Origin of the sequence: Paenibacillus sp. FSL R7-277, assembly GCF_000517965.1 — a bacterium.
Taxonomy (GTDB): Bacteria; Bacillota; Bacilli; order Paenibacillales; family Paenibacillaceae; genus Paenibacillus_AQ; species Paenibacillus_AQ silagei.
Genome location: NZ_ASPX01000008.1, coordinates 82,438 through 100,432, shown reverse-complemented (window position 1 = coordinate 100,432; position 17,995 = coordinate 82,438). Strand labels below are relative to the sequence as shown.

General features: G+C 54.4%; 21 protein-coding genes and 1 riboswitch. Of the genes, 17 read left to right on the top strand and 4 right to left on the bottom strand.

Annotated elements, in window-relative coordinates; translation table 11 throughout:
• Positions 1 to 14 precede the first annotated feature (14 nt).
• The 6 genes from C173_RS03445 to C173_RS03420 all read left to right on the top strand — a co-directional run bounded on the left by C173_RS03445 (position 15) and on the right by C173_RS03420 (position 4,015).
• On the top strand, positions 15 to 248 hold the full coding sequence (locus tag C173_RS03445; protein WP_036696741.1) for a hypothetical protein: 234 nt from the start codon (positions 15 to 17) through the stop codon (positions 246 to 248).
• A gap of 32 nt (positions 249 to 280) precedes the next feature.
• The gene (locus C173_RS03440) at positions 281 to 679 is read left to right on the top strand and encodes a spore coat protein (protein WP_051477789.1); all 399 of its coding nucleotides are present in this window, start codon (positions 281 to 283) and stop codon (positions 677 to 679) included.
• Positions 680 to 847: 168 nt separating this feature from the next.
• Positions 848 to 1,339 (top strand): Lrp/AsnC family transcriptional regulator, encoded by a 492-nt coding sequence (locus C173_RS03435; RefSeq protein ID WP_036696743.1) that lies wholly within the window; start codon positions 848 to 850, stop codon positions 1,337 to 1,339.
• Positions 1,340 to 1,352: 13 nt separating this feature from the next.
• Positions 1,353 to 2,570 (top strand): aminotransferase class I/II-fold pyridoxal phosphate-dependent enzyme, encoded by a 1,218-nt coding sequence (locus C173_RS03430; RefSeq protein WP_036696744.1) that lies wholly within the window; start codon positions 1,353 to 1,355, stop codon positions 2,568 to 2,570.
• Between the two features lie 302 nt (positions 2,571 to 2,872).
• On the top strand, positions 2,873 to 3,025 hold the full coding sequence (locus C173_RS35450; protein WP_076158970.1) for an aspartyl-phosphate phosphatase Spo0E family protein: 153 nt from the start codon (positions 2,873 to 2,875) through the stop codon (positions 3,023 to 3,025).
• Positions 3,026 to 3,112: 87 nt separating this feature from the next.
• Entirely contained in the window at positions 3,113 to 4,015 is a 903-nt protein-coding gene (locus C173_RS03420) for an alpha/beta fold hydrolase (protein WP_036722491.1), read from the top strand.
• 52 nt (positions 4,016 to 4,067) lie between these two features.
• Here C173_RS03420 and C173_RS03415 read toward each other — a convergent pair whose 3' ends face one another.
• Positions 4,068 to 6,089 (bottom strand): methyl-accepting chemotaxis protein, encoded by a 2,022-nt coding sequence (locus tag C173_RS03415; protein ID WP_235191748.1) that lies wholly within the window; start codon positions 6,087 to 6,089, stop codon positions 4,068 to 4,070.
• A 314-nt stretch (positions 6,090 to 6,403) separates the two neighbouring features.
• Here C173_RS03415 and C173_RS03410 point away from each other — a divergent pair, with 314 nt between their 5' ends.
• The 5 genes from C173_RS03410 to C173_RS03390 all read left to right on the top strand — a co-directional run bounded on the left by C173_RS03410 (position 6,404) and on the right by C173_RS03390 (position 10,431).
• On the top strand, positions 6,404 to 7,183 hold the full coding sequence (locus C173_RS03410; protein ID WP_235191747.1) for a class I SAM-dependent methyltransferase: 780 nt from the start codon (positions 6,404 to 6,406) through the stop codon (positions 7,181 to 7,183).
• A 140-nt stretch (positions 7,184 to 7,323) separates the two neighbouring features.
• A complete protein-coding gene (locus C173_RS03405) occupies positions 7,324 to 7,890 on the top strand; it encodes a cob(I)yrinic acid a,c-diamide adenosyltransferase (protein WP_036722487.1) in 567 nt (188 codons plus the stop codon).
• Positions 7,887 to 9,008: an RluA family pseudouridine synthase gene (locus C173_RS03400; RefSeq protein WP_036722485.1), complete on the top strand. Its 1,122-nt coding sequence runs from the start codon at positions 7,887 to 7,889 to the stop codon at positions 9,006 to 9,008. Before C173_RS03405 ends, C173_RS03400 begins: the two co-directional genes overlap by 4 nt.
• A gap of 88 nt (positions 9,009 to 9,096) precedes the next feature.
• Positions 9,097 to 9,462: an arsenate reductase family protein gene (locus tag C173_RS03395; protein WP_036722484.1), complete on the top strand. Its 366-nt coding sequence runs from the start codon at positions 9,097 to 9,099 to the stop codon at positions 9,460 to 9,462.
• Positions 9,463 to 9,489: 27 nt separating this feature from the next.
• Entirely contained in the window at positions 9,490 to 10,431 is a 942-nt protein-coding gene (locus C173_RS03390; protein WP_051477787.1) for a 5'-3' exonuclease, read from the top strand.
• Between the two features lie 43 nt (positions 10,432 to 10,474).
• On the opposite strand, the gene C173_RS03385 is transcribed toward C173_RS03390, so the two are convergent.
• Together C173_RS03385 and C173_RS03380 are read right to left on the bottom strand one after the other, a co-directional pair.
• Positions 10,475 to 11,452 carry a hypothetical protein gene (locus tag C173_RS03385; protein ID WP_200869503.1) on the bottom strand — a complete coding sequence of 326 codons (978 nt, stop codon included), beginning with the start codon at positions 11,450 to 11,452 and terminating at the stop codon, positions 10,475 to 10,477.
• On the bottom strand, positions 11,449 to 11,862 hold the full coding sequence (locus tag C173_RS03380) for a peptide deformylase (RefSeq protein ID WP_036722483.1): 414 nt from the start codon (positions 11,860 to 11,862) through the stop codon (positions 11,449 to 11,451). Before C173_RS03380 ends, C173_RS03385 begins: the two co-directional genes overlap by 4 nt.
• Before the next feature lie 187 nt (positions 11,863 to 12,049).
• On the opposite strand from C173_RS03380, the gene C173_RS03375 reads away from it, so the two are divergent.
• The 3 genes from C173_RS03375 to C173_RS34820 all read left to right on the top strand — a co-directional run bounded on the left by C173_RS03375 (position 12,050) and on the right by C173_RS34820 (position 14,271).
• The gene (locus C173_RS03375; RefSeq protein ID WP_036722481.1) at positions 12,050 to 13,543 is read left to right on the top strand and encodes an alpha-N-arabinofuranosidase; all 1,494 of its coding nucleotides are present in this window, start codon (positions 12,050 to 12,052) and stop codon (positions 13,541 to 13,543) included.
• Between the two features lie 12 nt (positions 13,544 to 13,555).
• A complete protein-coding gene (locus C173_RS03370; protein WP_036722478.1) occupies positions 13,556 to 13,831 on the top strand; it encodes a DUF6171 family protein in 276 nt (91 codons plus the stop codon).
• 182 nt (positions 13,832 to 14,013) lie between these two features.
• On the top strand, positions 14,014 to 14,271 hold the full coding sequence (locus tag C173_RS34820) for a hypothetical protein (protein ID WP_036722471.1): 258 nt from the start codon (positions 14,014 to 14,016) through the stop codon (positions 14,269 to 14,271).
• A gap of 325 nt (positions 14,272 to 14,596) precedes the next feature.
• On the opposite strand, the gene C173_RS03360 is transcribed toward C173_RS34820, so the two are convergent.
• Positions 14,597 to 15,529, bottom strand: a complete 933-nt coding sequence (locus C173_RS03360) for an ArsR/SmtB family transcription factor (RefSeq protein WP_036722469.1) — start codon at positions 15,527 to 15,529, stop codon at positions 14,597 to 14,599.
• Between the two features lie 139 nt (positions 15,530 to 15,668).
• Positions 15,669 to 15,863, top strand: a riboswitch (cobalamin riboswitch).
• Positions 15,864 to 16,148: 285 nt separating this feature from the next.
• Here C173_RS03360 and C173_RS03355 point away from each other — a divergent pair.
• Genes C173_RS03355 through cbiQ form a run of 3 tightly spaced genes read left to right on the top strand, consistent with a single transcriptional unit; the run spans position 16,149 to position 17,991 of the window.
• Positions 16,149 to 16,913 (top strand): energy-coupling factor ABC transporter permease, encoded by a 765-nt coding sequence (locus C173_RS03355; RefSeq protein WP_036722468.1) that lies wholly within the window; start codon positions 16,149 to 16,151, stop codon positions 16,911 to 16,913.
• Positions 16,913 to 17,206 (top strand): energy-coupling factor ABC transporter substrate-binding protein, encoded by a 294-nt coding sequence (locus C173_RS03350; RefSeq protein ID WP_036722466.1) that lies wholly within the window; start codon positions 16,913 to 16,915, stop codon positions 17,204 to 17,206. Before C173_RS03355 ends, C173_RS03350 begins: the two co-directional genes overlap by 1 nt.
• Complete coding sequence (cbiQ, locus tag C173_RS03345) at positions 17,203 to 17,991, top strand: cobalt ECF transporter T component CbiQ (protein ID WP_036722464.1); 789 nt, start codon at positions 17,203 to 17,205, stop codon at positions 17,989 to 17,991. Before C173_RS03350 ends, cbiQ begins: the two co-directional genes overlap by 4 nt.
• The last annotated feature ends 4 nt before the right edge of the window (positions 17,992 to 17,995 follow it).

The window sequence follows — 17,995 nt, the reverse complement described above, 5'->3', positions numbered from 1 at the left end:
AGGGACTACCGAACATGCAATCTAACCAAATGCAGGCACTTAGCGGAAAAGAATTGGAATACATTGCCGATTCCATTTCCAATGAGGATTTGCTGATTAAGCAGCTCGCGGCTACAGCCGGAACCACTCAGAACTCTGCCGTGCAGGGGATCTGCATCCAGCAGATTCAGAGTCATACCCATCACATGGATATGCTGGTCCAGCTGCTCCATCAGCATCAGCAGTACGCACCATCACAGCCGCAATAACAGAACCCACAAACTTTGAAGGAGGTTTTACTGTGTACGCACAGAATGGAACACCGTTTATGGCGGATGAAGATTTACTGAACACAATTTTGGCTGATCTGAAGCGGACTGTCCGCGAGTACACCACAGCAGCTACAGAATCGAATTGTCCCGCCGTCAGACGGGTATTCAATGATTTGACCATGGATACCCTCAGAATTCAGGGAGAACTGTATATGCAGATGTCGCAAATGAACATGTACACCGTTCCGGGCAAAGCGCTGCGCCAGGATGTGGACAAGCAGATTCAGAGTGCCCAGCAGACCCAGCAGAAGCTGCAGCAGTTCGTGCGTGAGAAAACAGGCGGGGCAGGAGCGTATAACCAGAACTCGAATGTTTCGCAGCATCAGCCGAACGTCCAGCAGCATCATAACGGTTCCTATTATATGTAACCCTGGCGATGGCCCTGTGAAGCATTAGAGCGCTTACCCGGCCATGCAGGAGAAACTATAAAGGGAATGAAGTCAAATAGCCCCGCCTCGGCGGGGTTATTTTGTTTGCAGAACGGTACTTTTCATGTCATATTAATACTAAACTCTTTTTTGCAGGAGGCCCTGAGAATGAATGAATTGAAGAGGAAAGTGCTGGAACTGCTCAAGGAGGACGCGCGAAGCTCAACGGCATTAATGGCGACCCTGCTTGGTGCAGAGGAAGAAGATGTGAAGACCGTGATCGCTGAAATGGAGCAGGATCATGTCATTGTGAAATACGCGACGGTAGTCAATTGGGACAAAGTCGATGATGAACGGGTGACGGCGCTGATCGAGGTGCAGATTACCCCGGAACGGGGCCGCGGCTTCGAGGGCATTGCCGAACGGATCTATCTGTATCCGCAGGTTAAATCCGTCTATCTGATGTCCGGCGCTTACGATCTGCTGGTGGAAGTGGAAGGACGCAATCTGCGCGAGGTCGCTAATTTTGTGTCTGAGAAGCTGTCACCGATTGATGCTGTGCTCTCTACCAAGACGAACTTTACGCTCAAAAAATACAAACAGGACGGTATCATCTTTGAAGAGCATGAGGAAGACAACCGTCTGATGATATCTCCGTGAAGGATGTAATGTCATGATCATTAATAACGCTCAGCACACAGGAGATAAAGGCAAGTCGATGAACTCTTATTTGGCCCCGCTGGTCCAGCAGATTCAGCCTTCGGGCATCCGCAAGTTTTTTGATCTGGCGGCAGGCAGCAAGGATATTATCTCGCTCGGTGTCGGCGAGCCGGACTTCAAGACGCCCTGGCATGTGAGAGAGGCCTGCGTCTATTCGCTCGAACGAGGCTTCACCGGTTACACCTCTAATGCCGGAATGCCCGAGCTCCGCGAGGGGATTGCCGAGTATCTGGAGACCCGCTTCGCCGTGAAGTATGATCCGGCGAATCAGATTATCGCCACAGTCGGCGGCAGCGAGGCCATTGATTTGGCTCTGCGTGCCCTGATCTCTCCAGGAGACGAGATTCTGATACCCGAGCCATGTTACATCTCTTATTCTCCGATTACGGCTATCGGCGGCGGTATTCCGGTAGGCATTGAGACCTTCGGGAAGAATAACTTCAAGCTGACTGCCGAGGATCTGGAGGCCAAGATTACCCCGCGCTCGAAGATTCTGATTCTCTGCTATCCAAGCAATCCGACGGGTGCCATCATGAGCCGTGAAGATTGGGAGCCGATTGCCAAGGTGGTAGAGAAGCATGATCTTATCGTCATCTCGGATGAGATATATGCCGAGCTTACGTATGGAAGCAACCATGTCAGCTTCGCTTCGCTGCCGGGGATGCTTGACCGGACGATCCTGGTCAGCGGGTTCTCCAAGGCCTTCGCCATGACCGGCTGGCGGATGGGCTATGCCTGCGGTCACCCGGACCTGATCTCAGCCATGCTGAAGATTCACCAGTATACCGTCATGTGTGCGCCTTCGATGGGCCAGGTGGCTGCGCTGGAGGCCCTTACCAACGGAATGGAAGAGAAGGACCGCATGACAGACTCTTATAACCAGCGCCGCCGATTGATTGTCAAGGGGCTGCGGGAGGCGGGACTTGAGTGTCATGAGCCGCAGGGTGCCTTCTATGCATTCCCTAGTATCCAGGCCACCGGCCTGACCTCCGACCAGTTCGCCCAGCGTCTGCTGCTTGAATATAAGGTCGCCGCCGTTCCGGGAAGTGTCTTCGGTCTGGGCGGAGAAGGCTATCTGCGCTGCTCCTATGCCACCTCGGTGTCCCAGTTGAATGAAGCGGTTGAGCGAATTGGGGCATTTGTCTCACAGCTGGCCCGGGAAGGGGCCTGACAAGGCTCGACAAAGAAGTAAATAGAACTATAGCCGATCACCTTCTGATATGGTATTATTTTACTCTAAGGACAAGAAACACCTGTAATACACTTACATGGACCTCTTATTCCGGGAATAAAGGCGCTTCATATCTGGTTGCATAGAACCACACAGTTCTTATCTGGATGACGCGCAATACTACATCAGGAAGGGTGATTGTGCTGAGCGCAGATTATTACTTATCCTCCTTTGGCGGGAAATGTGGCTCCGGAAGCGGGCGACCTCCTGCCAGAGAAGATGCGAATGCACGCAGGCTCTCGCTGGAAGATGAAATTCAGATGCTCCGCAGCAGAATGGAACAGCTCTTTATGCAGGAGAAGTCCTTTACCTCGGATAATGTAATAGCAATCAGCAGCTTGCTGGATCTCAAGATTAATGAGTATATGAGAGGCCGCCACCGCAAGAGCAATTAATCCAGCACGATTATATCAAGCGGATGTCTTCCTTTGGGAGATGTCCGTTTTTTTGAATAATGAAGTACCGGAAGGTGGAGTATGAAAATGATCAAGGTATTTAAAAGTGAGTCCGGCAAAGAGCAGGTTCTAAAGTCCTATAACGAGCTTCTTGACGCGTGGGGGACGGAATTTCAGGAGCTTGATGTGGAGACCCCTTATGGGACAACTCATTGTATAACAGCGGGAGAGCCGGAGTCACCGCCCTTGCTCCTATTACACGGGGTAGGCGATAATTCGGCCGTGATGTGGCTGCTGAATATGAAGGAGTTGTCCCGGCATTTCCGCTGCATTGCGATAGATACGCTGGGAGGACCGGGGAAGAGTGTTCCAGGTGAGCTGTTCCATAAACGGACCTTTGACCAGGTGGATTGGATTAACAAGGTCGCAGATGGGCTGAAGCTTGACCAATTCTGTGTGGCAGGAGTGTCAAACGGAGCATATATGGCCTTCAATTACATGGTGAACGGGCCGGGAAGAGCGCTGAAGGCTGTCTGCATGGAGGGAGGAATAATCATTTCTCCAATTAAAAGCATGATACATACGCTGATGATGATGTTCCCGGAGATTCTTGTTCCTACGCGCAGCAATCTGCTCAGGGCAGCCCGCAAGCTCAGCTCCCCGGCCTCAGGCCTGTTCGACAAGCATCCCGAAGTCGGGGAGCATCTGGTGCTGTTAATGCAGAATCATAACCAGCAGGCGATGTTCGCCCATAAGCTTCAGCCCTACGAACAAGAAAAAGCGGTTACGTTCCAAGATCAGCTATACTTCCTGCTGGGAGATTATAAGCTGAAGCAGAAGCGGGAGTTCACCAGAACACTGGACGCTGGCGGGTTCCGCTACACGGTCATCCCGGACGCCGGTCACGGCGTGAATCACGAGCAGCCGGAGCGGGTCAACCGGGAGGTGGTGGCTTTTTTGAAGGGGAGGAAGGGGAGCGAATCTATATAAATAACCCCCTGCGCCAGTCCAAAGGGACCTGTCAGGGGGTTATACATGCATGTTAGTTAACCTTGAACGTGGCCACTGCCTGCTGTAGCCCATCGGCCATTTTCGCCAACTCGGTAGAGGCTGCGGCAACCTCCTGCATGGAGGCGAGCTGCTCCTCGGAGGCCGCGGCAGCGCTCTGGGAACGCTCTGCGGCCTGCCTGGCCACTTCTGCCATCTCCGCCACCGAGGAGGTTAGTTCCTCGGTTCCGGCCAGCAGCTGCTCGGAGGAAGCAGACATCTCATGAACCTGGGTGTTAATCTCGCCGATGCCGCCGAGAATATCCGTGAACAGACGCCCGGCCTCGCCTACCATCCGCGAGCCTTCCTGAACGGCACCGGCATTCGCCAGCACCGCATCGGATGCAGCACGGTTGCCCTGCTGGATCTCAAGAATCAGGGTGCTGATATGCCCGGCGGCTTCGGCTGTCTGCTCGGACAGCTTCTTCACCTCACCGGCAACCACGGAGAAGCCCCGCCCGTATTCGCCCGCTCTGGCAGCCTCAATCGCCGCGTTTAAGGCCAGCATGCCGGTCTGATCGCTGATGCCTTTGATCAGACCAATGATGTTGCCGATCTGCTGGGATTGTGCGCTAAGAGAGGTAATCATGCTGGAAGCATCTGCGGCGGTCCGCTCCATCTCTTCCATCCGGTCCACGGCCTCCGTAATGACGGAATACCCGTTCTGCGCCTGGCCTGCCGCCCGCCCAGCCGCTGCTGCGGTGTCCATTGAGGCCTCCGCGATCCGCTGCACACCGGCGGCCATCTCCTCCATCGCCCTTGCAGACTCGCGGGTGGACTGCATCTGCTGATCCGCTCCGGCTGACAGATCCTGAATATTCTCCACAATAGCCTCTGTGGTGTGATTGGTCTGGTTGGCGCTAGACATTAATTCCTCCGAGGTCGAGGCGACTTGCAGCGAGTGATCGGCAATGGTCCCCAGGAGTCTGCTCAAATTGGTAATCATCTGGTTCAAATGCCCGGCCATATTGCCGAATTCATCCTCACTGTCTACCTCCAGCTTCCCGGTGAAGTCTCCGGCAGCCATCTGCCGGGACATCTCATTGACCCGAGTCAGCTTACGGGTAATATAGCGGCTGTATAGATATACGGCTGCTACCGTCAGGATAAGACCTGCAAAGCTAACCAGCAGAATAGACCTTAGCAGCCCTTTAAGCGGCGCATACAGTTCCTGTTCCGGCATGGCAAGACCCACGGTCCAGCCGGTATCCGGCAGCTTTTCATAATACATCTGGATGGTCCCGCCGGAATCGGCATAGGTTACCATCCCCTGATTCTGCTGAAGCATTTCTGCTCCCGCTGCGGACAGACTTGCGCTTTTTTCATCTGTTATTTTCAGCTGCATATTCTTCCCGGCATCCGGTCCGGCAATGTAATTCCCCTGCTTGTCCAGCAGGAAGGCCCAGCCTGTATTCCCCACCTTGGTCTGTTCGATCCTGCTCTGCAGCGTCTTGAGATCGATATCGCCGGCCATGACACCCAGCAAGGTATTCGTGGTATCCCGGAAAGGAACAGTAAACGTAGCCATCGTTGTCCCTGTAATCGTGTCGTAGAATGGATCTGTAAACGCTGCATGGTCTCTGCCGATAGTGTACCAGTTCTGCCCGTGATAATTATAATCGGGGTCATTGTACTGCTCGGTTGTCACAATTTTGTCGCCGTCTCGGTGGGCATAGGTGGAGAAGTACTTCAGCTTGCTGTCATACCGTCCGGGTTCAAAATAAATACCCACACCATATGTATCCGGATTAGCCTTCAGCGCACTAGACAGCATTGTCCGGTATTGATCCAGTGTGAATTCCGCAGCGTGACTCTCCAGCGTCCTTGCCAGAACCTCGGGAACCTTGCTGTGGACATTTAAGTTCGCATTAATTTCGTTAGAAATATCCGATATCTGCACATTCATTTTTTGCTTAACCTCGCGCTGGATAATGCTTTTGGAATACATGTACGACAACAGAGCGACCAGCACCAGCGTGATCAGAAAGATGGGCAGGATGAATGCAAATGTTCTCATACGTATGCTTTTGAACCGGAGCCTGGAAATTGCCTTGTGAACAACATTAGCCATGTGAATCCCCCCATTAGATAGTGAAGCTATTTATACTTATATTGAATATCATCGGCTGGAGAGCTGATTTTGTTGTTACTTTTTGTCGAAAAAAATAAAAAAATGTCGTATATCTAAGTCTGTGGGGTACGACCAAAGGCGGAGACGGCGGCAGACCCGGGACTGATGTCCGCTTCCAATTGTAGGCATATAATGAATATTCACGAACATCATTGAGTACGGGCTGGAACTGTACAGTGTCAGGAAAGAGGAGGATATTCATGCTGCATGATCAGCTGCTTAGGGACCCGAATACATATGAAGAGCTTAAGCTGGTTAGTATGGGGGCGTTCAATCCGGCAAATGGACGGCAGTATCCGTGGAAGCACGGGTATCTGGCTTTTATGGAGGAAGCGGATGCCGCAGGCAGTAACCGGAAGTACCTGGAGCTGTACAACCGGATTGCCCGTTTCTACCGGCTGTCCAACAAGCTGTATTTCGCGCTGAAGTTCGGCGGAGAACGCAGCTATAGAGAGCAATTCCTGTCTGCGCTTGAGCTGCGCGGCGGTGAGCGTGTGCTGGAGACCTCGGTGGGCAGCGGCGATAATTTCCCGTACCTTAACATGAAGGCCGAGAACGCGCAGGCCGAGCTGTACGGGCTGGATATTTCCAGCGGAATGCTGAAGCAGGCGGTGCGCAATCTGCGGCGGTGGAAGCTGGAGGCACATCTGTTCCAAGGGACTGCTGAGGAGCTGCCTTTTCAGGACAACAGCTTTGACTGCGTGTACCATGTTGGCGGAATCAATTATTTCAGTGATCCGCGTGCTGCGGTACTGGAGATGATCCGGGTGGCGAAGCCGGGCACAAAGCTGATGATTGCCGATGAGACGAAGAAGCTGGTGAAGGGAACGTACGGGAAGGTGCCGGTGGTTAAGGGATATTTTGCAGAGGGAGCGGACATGCCGGAGATGCTTGGGCTGATTCCGCCGGAGATGCTGGAGGTAGCGTACAAGGAAGTGTGCAAGGGCCTGATGTATTGCATTACTTTTCGTAAGCCATGAGGCAGGTTGAACAGAAGGACAATTAAGGCTTCCTCTTAAGGGAGTTATTTACATAGCGGAAAAGTTGATCTTTGTTTGCCACCCTACCTAAGAACGATTAAACTATTACTATGTGATTTGCAACTTAGGAGGGAAGTATCATGGCGATCTATACGCGTACGGGGGATAAGGGCGAGACCTCGGTGATTGGCGGCCGGGTAGGCAAGGACGATGTCCGCGTCGAGGCCTACGGCACCATTGACGAGCTGAACTGCTTCGTTGGCCAGGCACGGAGCCTGATGGAGGACGAACGGTTTCTGGTTGTCCGCGAGCAGCTGCTGGAGATTCAGCACGAGCTGTTTGACTGCGGATCGGATCTGGCGTTCGTGAAGCTGAGTGAGAACCGCTATAAGGTGAAAAGCGAGATGGCCACCCGCCTGGAAGGCTGGATTGATGTGCTTCAGGCCGAGAATCCGGTGCTGGAGCGCTTCATCCTGCCGGGCGGAAGCCAGCTGTCCTCGGTGCTGCATGTCTGCCGGACAGTCTGCCGCCGGGCCGAGCGCCGGGCAGTGACGCTGGGCCGCAGTGCGGAGATTAACCCGGAGGCGGTAATCTATCTGAACCGGCTGTCCGACTATTTCTTCGCTCTGGCCCGTGCCGCCAATACCCGGCTGGAGATTGCTGAAGTAGAATATCTGCGCAGCAAAAAGGTGTTCCGGAACAAATGACCAGCTATTATCCCCCCATCTCCTATATCGTGCCGCCGTCCGAGGACGGCTGGCTGCTCAAAACCATCCTGCAAAAGAGGATGGAAGTCTCCCGCAAGCTGCTCTCCCGGCTCAAAATGACGGACCTCGGCATTACCCTGAACGGAGAGCGTGTCTATATCAGCGTCAAGGTCAGCAGCGGCGATCAGGTCCAGATCCGGATGGAGGAGGAGACGTCAGAGGATATTTTGCCGCAGCCGATTCCCTTCGAGATTCTGTATGAGGACGGGCATCTGCTTGTGGTAAGCAAGGCCGCAGGAATGATTGTCCATCCGACCCACGGCCATTATACCGAGACCCTGGCGAATGGTGTGGTTCATTACTGGGCAGAGAAGGGCGAGCGGGTCCGCTTCCGCCCCGTACACAGGCTGGACCAGGAGACCTCGGGGGTGCTGGTGATTGCCAAAAACCCTTACAGCCACCAGCACATCTCCGAGCAGATGATTGCCGGAACGGTGGACAAGCGGTATACCGCGTTCGTGCACGGCGTGCCTGCTCTGCCCAGCGGCGATATCGACGGTCCGATCGACCGCGACCCGCTGGAGCCGCACCGGCGGATTGTGACGCCGGACGGCTATCCCTCCTTGACCCGGTATGAGGTCAAGGAGGTCTATGGCAGCGCCGCTTCACGCGTCGAGCTGAAGCTGGAGAGCGGGCGCACCCACCAGATCCGGGTGCATATGGGGTCGGTCGGCTGCCCGCTGATCGGTGACGGGATGTACCGTCACCCGCTGTATGGGCAGGCGGCTGGCAGCCGGGCGGAGGCGTCAGCGCCGGGCGAGGAGCGGCGAGAGCGGTCGGCGTCGGCGCCGGGTGAAGAGCTGGCGGTGACCGCAGACGGCGAGAAGCAGCGGGTGCAAGAGCTGGCGGTGACCGCAGGCGGCGCGCCGCTGCCGCCGGGCGAGGCCGCCCGGCTCGCGCAGATCGCGGAGCTGGACGCGGCCATTCCGCGCCAGGCGCTGCATGCGGTGCGGCTGGCCTTCCGGCATCCGGTGACGCATGCCGAGCTGGTGTTCGAGGCTCCGCTGCCGCCGGATATGGCGCTGCTGCAGGAGAAGCTCCGGCAGTCGGCGCGGTAAGTAAGCGCCGGACATGTTCTGGCCGCAGCTGCCGCAGCGGGCAGCAATTTATATGCACTTTATATTTTATGTATAGAAGGAGAAGCCGATGAGTGACTTGAAGGTGTATCAATATCCGAAATGCAGCACCTGCCGCAGCGCAGTGAAATGGCTGAAGGAAGCAGGGCATGAGCTGGAGCTGCAGCATATCGCAGAGCAGCCGCCAACTGTGGAGGAGCTGCGCGTGCTGGTGAAGCACAGCGGCCTGCCGCTGAAGAAGTTTTTTAATACGAGTGGTGAGGTCTACCGGGAGCTTGGCCTGAAGGATAAGCTTGCAGACTTAAGTGAAGACGAGCAGCTTGCACTGCTGTCTGCACATGGAATGCTGATTAAGCGTCCGGTAGTCACTGACGGCAAGAAGGTTACCGTAGGCTACAAGGAAGACCAGTACGCCGAAGCTTGGAGCAACGCCTAAATTAAGGAATACAAGGAGAGGTTACACATGAGCACAGCAACAGAAATGAAGGGCCGGGTCATGATCGTCGATGGAATGGCTCTGCTGTTCCGCGCTTTTTATGCTACCTCTTATGGTGGATATATCCGCAAGACCCGCGCCGGGCTGCCGACGAATGCGGTGTATGGATTTTTGCAGTATTTTTTCGATGCGGTGAGTACGTTTGAGCCTTCACATGTGGTCTGCTGCTGGGATATGGGCAAGGGCACGTTCCGTTCGGAAAAGTATGAAGGCTACAAATCGAACCGGATTGACGCGCCGCTGGAGCTGATCCCGCAGTTCGACCTCGTGAAGGAGGTTGTGGCAGAGCTGGGCGTGCCGAATATCGGGCTGGTCGGATACGAGGCAGATGACTGCATCGGTACACTGGCTTCGTGCTACAGCGGGGAGTCGGAGGTCTATATTCTGACGGGGGATCACGACATGCTCCAGTTGGTGAATGACAGCGTCAAGGTCGTGATTATGAAAAAAGGCCGCTCTAACTATAAAGTGTATGATCCGGCTGAGCTTTTGGCAGAACGGGGCCTCACTCCTGCGCAGGTGATCGACCTGAAGGGCTTCATGGGCGACACCAGCGATAATTATCCCGGGGTGAAGGGCATAGGCGAGAAGACCGCCACCAAGCTGCTGACCGAATACGGCACGGTAGAAGGGGTCATTGAGAACCTGCATCTGCTGCCCAAGGGCGTACGCGCCAAGATTGAAGCGGATCTCGACATGCTGCATCTCTCCCGCGAGCTGGCGGAGATCCGCTGTGATGTGCCGGTAGTCTGCGAGCTGGCCGAATGTCTCTGGGAGCTGCAGCGGGATACGGCGGCACGCAAGTTCCAGGAGCTGGAGTTCGGCAGCCTGATGCATCTGATCGGCGGAATCGCCGAGGTGCGGGATGACCGGGGGATCGTGCAGATTGAGCTGGGGGATCTGGGCTGAGGCCTGAATAGATAGCAAACCAAACAAGACAGCAGATACTCACCTATCGTGAGTGTGTACTGTCTTGTTTGCGTGTGAAGAGATAGATCGCATTATCCTCAGAGGGCGGCACAAGCAGGCGGGATAATTCCTCATTCAGCTCCATGCTGAAATGCTTAGCCTTATTATACGCGTCGAAGTCACCGGTGATCGCCGGATCTCTTGTGCCGATTACAATATACAGCTCCACAGAATCCGTATTAAAAACATGCTTCTCATACGGGTTGCCGGGCACCGGCCAGGAACAAAGTACAACCTTAGGAGCGTATTTGCTCAGGGCGGCTTTGGCATCGGCTTTTTCCACAAAATCCGGGTAGGTGATATAATGCGCCCAGCTATAATCATCGGTTGCCCGGCAGGCCGTGCCGTTATCGTTCAGGAATCTCGTCAAGGTACCGTCACCGGCACCGATCTCCAGGCACTCCTTGTCTCCGATCAGAGCGGACAGGCGCTTGATTAACGTACGGGAATAGAAGCAGTAGATCCCTTGTTTATTGACAAGCGGCATCAGCACTTTGGGGCGGATAATCAGCTTCCAGCATACCCGGAACAGAGGGAGCGATACAGGCTTTCGTACAAGCTTTTCCTTGAACAGGAGCTTCTGCAGAATATAACCGTCCCAGAGATTGAACCGGACAGGCCCGGAGGCTGATTCGGCGGACACCGCCAATTGCAGCTGTTCGATCAGGTAAATGGCGAAGCGGGCTTTAATAATATTAGGAAGAAAAGCGTTGATAGTGGTTTGATTAAAGCCGCTTTTGACAATTTTGCTCTTCGCTATTTTGGCGCTGCTGGTATAGCTGGCGAGCAGATTATGGATCAGGTTGGCGCGTTGACGGCTCGATAGGGCATTGATCTCAAGCAGCACTTCTTCCTTGTACTCCGGATATTCTGACAAAAGCGTACGGGTATCGGTCTCATTCCTCAGAATTTGCTCGGCGGCCGTCTTGCTGAAGGTTATCGCTCTCAGGTCCCGGCTCAAATGACAATACCCTCGCAGTGATCCACCTCATGCTGAATAACCTGAGCCGTAAATCCGGTAAAGCTATCCCGGTGCTTTTTAAAATTATAATCGAGGTACTCTACCTCGATATAGTCGTATCGTTTCGCAGGACGTACGCCTTCGAGCGACAGGCAGCCTTCCTCAGTGTCATAAGGACGGGCACGCTTGACGATCACCGGATTGATCATCGAAAGGGTTAATTGCTGCTCCACGCGGATGGCGATGATGCGTTTGTTGACGCCAATCATGTCCGCAGCCATGCCGACGCACCGGTCGGAGTTGGCGTTCAGGGTCTCCGCAAGATCCATTAACACGGGCAGATCCTTTTCCGTGGCCGGCGCAGATTTCTGGCTAAGAAGCGATATATCTTTATTGATAGGTCTAATCATCATACTCTCCAATTATGCTGTATTTGTGTGTCCATAATATCATTTTTGGCGGGGAAGTGAAATGCGGGAGTGAGAGATATGCGGTTAAGATAAAGATTGACGAACCGGAGGAAGCTTGATTATAATGTTAATATAAGTGTTAAATGATTAACAAATATATTAACCTAAAGAGGAGCGTTAACTTCCCATGGCAGAACGCATTGTACTGAACACCGACATCCGCAAAGGTAAGATTGACCGCAACATCTACGGACATTTCGCTGAGCATCTTGGACGCTGTATCTATGAAGGTATCTGGGTGGGCGAAGATTCCCCTATTCCGAACACCAAGGGTATCCGCAACGACGTAGTGGAAGCGCTTAAAGAAATGAAAATTCCGGTATTGCGCTGGCCGGGCGGCTGCTTCGCCGATGAATACCACTGGAAGGACGGTATCGGCCCGAGCGAAGAGCGCAAGCGGATGATCAACACACACTGGGGCGGCGCGGTAGAGAACAACCATTTCGGTACGCATGAATTCATGCTCCTCTGCGAGATGCTGGGCTGCGAGCCGTACATCAACGGTAACGTAGGTAGCGGAACTGTTCAAGAGATGTCCGAGTGGGTGGAATATCTGACGTTTAACGGAGTCTCGCCAATGGCTGAGCTGCGTCAGAAGAACGGCCAGGAAGATGCCTGGAGCGTTAAGTATTTCGGCGTGGGCAACGAGAACTGGGGCTGTGGCGGTAACATGCGTCCTGAGTTCTATGCTGATCTGTACCGCCAATATCAGACGTATGTACGTAACTATGGAGACAACAAGATCCACCGGATCGCCTGCGGGGCGAATGCGGATGATTATAACTGGACGGAAGTACTGATGCGTGAAGCTACCCGCTTCATGGATTCAATTACCCTGCACTATTACACCCTGCCTACTTCGGACTGGAATCATAAGGGCGCGGCTACAGGCTTCGGAACAGACGAATACTTCACAACGTTGAAGAAGGCACTATTCATGGATGAGCTGGTTACCCGCCATATCGCCATCATGGACAAATACGATCCGGAGAAAAGAGTGGGCCTGATCGTTGACGAGTGGGGCACCTGGTATGATGTTGAGCCGGGTACGAACCCGGGCTTCCTCTACCAGCAGAACACGATCCGCGATGCGCTGGTGGCCGGCTTGACGCTGAATATTTTCCACAAGCATAGTGACCGTGTGCGGATGGCGAACATTGCCCAGACCGTGAACGTGCTGCAGGCAGTTATTCTGACCGAAGGCGAGAAAATGCTCCTGACTCCTACTTACCATGTATTCAACATGTACAAGGTGCATCAGGATGCAGAATTGCTGGAGCTGACTGTAGACAGCCCGGTATACAGCTACGAGGGCGTAGAAATTCCTGAGGTATCGGCTTCGGCTTCAGTCGATGCTGAGGGCATCATTCATGTCAGCCTGTGTAACCTGAATCACGCATCATCGGCAGTGTTGCCGCTTGCCCTGCGCGGATTGGCTGGTCAAGCATCCGTAAGCGGAACAACGCTGGCCGGAGCTTCCATCGATGCCCACAATAGCTTTGAGCAGCCGGAAGCTGTAACACCGCAGGCATTCAGCGCCTTCAAGCTTGAAGGGGATACGCTGACTGTAGAGCTGCCGCCAATGTCGGTAACGGTACTGGCCATCACTCCACAAGCCTAAGGAGAGAACTGCATGACAACCACTTCAGCCTGCAAAGGATGCCGGGAGGAGTACAAGGTCACGGAAGCACAGATTGCCCGCATTCTGGCGTCCTCCATGTTCAACCCCGGCAATACCGCTTCAGACGAGGTCTATGCCGAGCGGCTTGCGCTTTGCGGGGCTTGCCCCAAGCTGCAGGATGGCGTAACCTGTACCGCCTGCGGCTGTATCATTCCCGTCGTAGCCCGGCTGAAGGCCCGCAGCTGTCCGCTGCCGGGCGGCGGCAAGTGGCAGCCGGTGGCGGAATGACGGCGAACGCCTGACGGCAAGGGGCCAGGCGAAAAGATAGGCTAGAAGCCGCTCTTGTCATAAGAGACGGATCGATCACCGATAGCCCCTCCAACCTGTACAATGCGGCGGTTGGAGGGGCTTTTTTTTGCGTTGTGGAGGTGAGGGGGAGGAAGAGGAAATGAGAGGGATAAATCCATCTAATGCGGCGTGAAAGTGGGCTGGAGGAGGAAATGAGAGGGGAAAATCCCACTGATGCGGTGGAAAGTGGGCTGGAAGCGGAAATGAGAGGGATAAATCCCTTTGGTGCGGTTGGAAGTGGGCTGGAGGAGGAAATGAGAGGGATAAATCCCTCTGATGCGGCGGAAAGTGGGCTAGATGAGGAAATGAGAGGGAAAAATCCCTTTGGTGCGGTTGGAAGTGGGCTGTATGGATGTTGCGAGGGGCATAAGTGCCCCTGAATTTGCTGAAAGTGAGCGTTGAGCAGAAATGAAGAGCACTAATGCACCTGAATCGGCCGAAAGTGAGCGTTGAGCGGAAATGAAGAGCACTAGTGCCCCTGAATTTGCTGAAAGTGAGCGTTGAGCAGAAATGAAGAGCACTAATGCACCTGAATTTTGCTGAAAGTGAGCGTTAAGCAGAAATAAGGAGTATTAGCTCTAAAAGTAGCTGAAACGAAAACTAACCTACCTACCTACCTACCTACCTACCTACCTACCTACCTACCTACCTACCTACCTACCTACCTACCTACCTACCTACCTTCTACACAACATAATCTGGCTTTCATATAGAAGCCGGCAAATCTGCCACGCCATCTGTATAAAACAACTCAAACACCAGATCCTCGTTGTAATTGCCAAAGCCTTTACCGAACAGGGTGAGGCCACCAATATGCTCGGCATCCTCCTCGACAGAGAGCCGGAAGGTCCATTGTTTGTTGCGGATGCCTACCTGATCCAGGGTGACCTCCGACAGCTTTTGCCCGTCCATGTAGGTACCTGTCTGCGTAATCCGCAGCTGCTTGAGCAGGCCGTATTGATTGGTGAGTGCAGGCCACCAGGCCGGGGTGTATTTTCCCGGGTTGTCTCCGTAGTCACCGGGGCTGGTCCAGAAGCCGAGCGATTGTCCGTTCAGCGTGAAGGTAATATCCGACGGCCAGTTGTTGTTGACCGACGGGGCTTCGGAGGCGATCTCCATCGTGATGGCAAGCTCCTCCGGCTGCTGGCTCGACAGCAGGAAATTCGGGATTTTATACTCCACGAACCCCTTGCCGAACCAGAGAATCCCGGCGTTCACCCGCTCCTGGTCCCAGAAATAACGGGGATCGTCAAAGTGCCCGATGACCCTCTCTGTCGTAGACAGTCCGCAGGTAGGCTCGATCTGGAAGTCGGAATAATGCCCCACAGGGATGTCCTTGCGGTACCCTCTGCGCGGAGTCCGGGCCTGTCCCGGAAAAACTATCTCAGCCCCGTCGGCGGCCAGTGTACAGATCTTCTGCAGACCGCTTTTGCCGGGAGCCATATGGCTGCGGATCAGCCCGGCGGCTTCGAGCTTGCGCACATGCATGGTCATAATCGCACTGCTGAGCTTGAGGGCTGCGGCCAGCTCCTTCACGTTCATGGGCTTATCGGACAGCAGCCGCAGCATATGCAGGCGCACGGTACTGGACAGGGCCTCGTACACGGGCAGAGATTGTTCGGTTAGATCAAGTTTCATCGGATGCCTCCACGTTCAGGTTATATAGTTAATAATTATATTACTCAAATAAAATTTCTACAAGCCATGATTGGCTGCAGGCGAGCTTTTCCAATTTATATCACAGACAGGCCAATCTCTGTCCGCTATGATTTGAGATGAATTAGCGATGAAACAAGGTGCTCTTGCCGGAAGCGGCAAGGGATAACAGGGAATCGGGTGCAACTCCCGAGCGGTCCCGCCACTGTATGGAAGAGCTGCACTTCATGAGGTCACTCGGGAAGCCCCCGGGGAAGACGAAGTCTGCAGCGCCTGTATTCCAAGCCAGGAGACCTACCTTGTCTACGCACACCACGACTCTACGCGGATAGGAGCGGTGTACGGATAGGTTAATGAGAAGAGGCGTTCTGCCCTGATGGACCGGAGAAAGCTTGGTGCTTCAAGGTGATCCCCGGTTATAGCTGCTGGATACAAGGATACGGCCCATAGTGATGGGACGGTGAAAAGCACCTTGTTCCGCTTCGCCACGGGTTGCGCGCTCTATCGAACTTGCCTGCGTACATACACTCCCACCCTATAGGGTGGGTTTTTTGGGCTTTATGATCTGTAATGGGAAATCAACAAACATGGAGGGTGACAAATGAAAAAGCACAGATGGTGGAGCTTTGCGGCACTGGTTGCCGGATTTACGGTGTACTTTATGCTGAACGAACCGGGGACGGCCCGGGCGATGCACATTATGGAAGGATTCCTGCCGGTTGGCTGGGCGGTGTTCTGGTGGGCGGCGTTTATCCCGTTCTTTGTCCTTGGAATCTTCAAGCTGAGAGCCATGACCCGGGAGAATCCGGAGCTGAAGCTGCTGCTGGGTCTGGCCGGGGCGTTTACCTTCGTACTGTCTGCGCTCAAAATGCCTTCCGTGACCGGAAGCAGCTCCCACCCCACCGGTACCGGTCTTGGTGCGGTAATGCTGGGGCCGCTGCCCATGAGCGTAATCGGCTCGATTGTCCTGCTGTTTCAGGCGCTGCTGCTGGCGCACGGCGGGATCACTACGCTTGGGGCCAATGCGTTCTCGATGGCGGTGGCGGGTCCTTTTGCCGGATATGCAGTGTATAAGCTGATGATGAAAATGCCGGACCGCGAGAAGCTGGCCTTGTTCTGTGCGGCTGCGGTGGCTGATCTGAGTACGTACGTAGTGACTTCCTTCCAACTGGCGGTGGCTTTTCCGGCGGCGGATGGCGGCGTTCTGGCATCTTTTCTCAAATTCGGGGGCATCTTTGCCGTGACGCAAATCCCGCTGGCCATCAGTGAAGGGCTGTTGACGGTGCTGCTGTGGAACTGGCTGAAATCGTATAGCCCGAATGAATTGTCGCTGCTGAAACGCAAGGTGAACGGAGGAAGAGCCTAATGAGCAATAAATGGAAAAATGGATTGATGCTGCTGGTTGTTATTCTGCTGGTCATTCTGCCGCTGCTGCTGGTCAATGGGGAATTCGGTGGGGCCGATGATGCGGCTGAAGGTGTGATTACCGAAATGAATCCTGACTATAAGCCGTGGTTCAAGCCGCTGACAGAGCTGCCGGGTGAGACGGAGAGTATGCTGTTTGCATTGCAGGCCGCGATTGGTGCCGGTGTGATCGGTTATACCCTGGGGCTGCTCAAGGGCAAGCAAGGCGGGACGAAGCAGCATAGCAGCAAGTGATCCGGCGGATTGACGTTCTCTCTTACAATAATGCTCTGCGCCAGTTGTCCCCGATGTGGAAAAGCTCGTTCGCAGCCCTGATGTTCCTGCTCTCTTACACCGTACATCCGGTACTACAGGCTGCAATTACCCTATGGATGATGTCCTGGTGTGTATTGCAGGCCCGTATTCCCTTCCGTGCTTATGGCATGCTGTTCGGCACAGCGCTGCTGTTCTATGCGCTTAGCGTACCGGCGCTGCTCGTGGAATTCGGGCATCCGGCTGCGGGAGAGGCAGGGATATTCCCGCTTCCGGGACTGAACCTGCCGGTATATGTCACAGCGGCGGGACTTCAGCGGGCAGGGGAGCTGCTGGCCAGAATCTCTGCCTGCATGAGCTGTTTCTTCTTCCTGATGTTCACGACTCCGTTCAGTGAGCTTTTGCAGGTGCTGCGCAGGCTGCGGATGCCGCAGATTGTCCTGGAGCTGATGCTGATTATGTACCGCTTCTTATTCCTGCTGAGTGATGCAGCGCATGGTCTGCTGCTGGCCCGCAGGCTGCGCGGAGGCCGCCGGGGCTACAAGGCCAGAATGCGGGAGACTGCGGCTATGGCAGGAGCGTTGTTCGGCAACACGATGCACCGGTATTACGGATTATCGCAGGGGCTGCTGGCCCGCGGATTCACAGATGAGATTATTCTCCCGCCTTATACGGCGCGTCCTGTGCCGCGGCGCTATACAATCCAGGCTTATGCCGGTATTGCGCTACTGCTGCTGGCTGAGGCGTACTTTATCACTAACACATGAAAGG

Coding starts and splice junctions, on each gene's coding strand:
- C173_RS03445 (WP_036696741.1), top strand. CDS start 15: ATGCAATCTAACCAAATGCAGGCACTTAGCGGAAAAGAATTGGAATAC.
- C173_RS03435 (WP_036696743.1), top strand. CDS start 848: ATGAATGAATTGAAGAGGAAAGTGCTGGAACTGCTCAAGGAGGACGCG.
- C173_RS03430 (WP_036696744.1), top strand. CDS start 1,353: ATGATCATTAATAACGCTCAGCACACAGGAGATAAAGGCAAGTCGATG.
- C173_RS03420 (WP_036722491.1), top strand. CDS start 3,113: ATGATCAAGGTATTTAAAAGTGAGTCCGGCAAAGAGCAGGTTCTAAAG.
- C173_RS03415 (WP_235191748.1), bottom strand. CDS start 6,089: ATGAGAACATTTGCATTCATCCTGCCCATCTTTCTGATCACGCTGGTG.
- C173_RS03410 (WP_235191747.1), top strand. CDS start 6,404: ATGCTGCATGATCAGCTGCTTAGGGACCCGAATACATATGAAGAGCTT.
- C173_RS03405 (WP_036722487.1), top strand. CDS start 7,324: ATGGCGATCTATACGCGTACGGGGGATAAGGGCGAGACCTCGGTGATT.
- C173_RS03400 (WP_036722485.1), top strand. CDS start 7,887: ATGACCAGCTATTATCCCCCCATCTCCTATATCGTGCCGCCGTCCGAG.
- C173_RS03395 (WP_036722484.1), top strand. CDS start 9,097: ATGAGTGACTTGAAGGTGTATCAATATCCGAAATGCAGCACCTGCCGC.
- C173_RS03390 (WP_051477787.1), top strand. CDS start 9,490: ATGAGCACAGCAACAGAAATGAAGGGCCGGGTCATGATCGTCGATGGA.
- C173_RS03380 (WP_036722483.1), bottom strand. CDS start 11,862: ATGATTAGACCTATCAATAAAGATATATCGCTTCTTAGCCAGAAATCT.
- C173_RS03375 (WP_036722481.1), top strand. CDS start 12,050: ATGGCAGAACGCATTGTACTGAACACCGACATCCGCAAAGGTAAGATT.
- C173_RS03370 (WP_036722478.1), top strand. CDS start 13,556: ATGACAACCACTTCAGCCTGCAAAGGATGCCGGGAGGAGTACAAGGTC.
- C173_RS34820 (WP_036722471.1), top strand. CDS start 14,014: ATGCGGCGTGAAAGTGGGCTGGAGGAGGAAATGAGAGGGGAAAATCCC.
- C173_RS03360 (WP_036722469.1), bottom strand. CDS start 15,529: ATGAAACTTGATCTAACCGAACAATCTCTGCCCGTGTACGAGGCCCTG.
- C173_RS03355 (WP_036722468.1), top strand. CDS start 16,149: ATGAAAAAGCACAGATGGTGGAGCTTTGCGGCACTGGTTGCCGGATTT.
- C173_RS03350 (WP_036722466.1), top strand. CDS start 16,913: ATGAGCAATAAATGGAAAAATGGATTGATGCTGCTGGTTGTTATTCTG.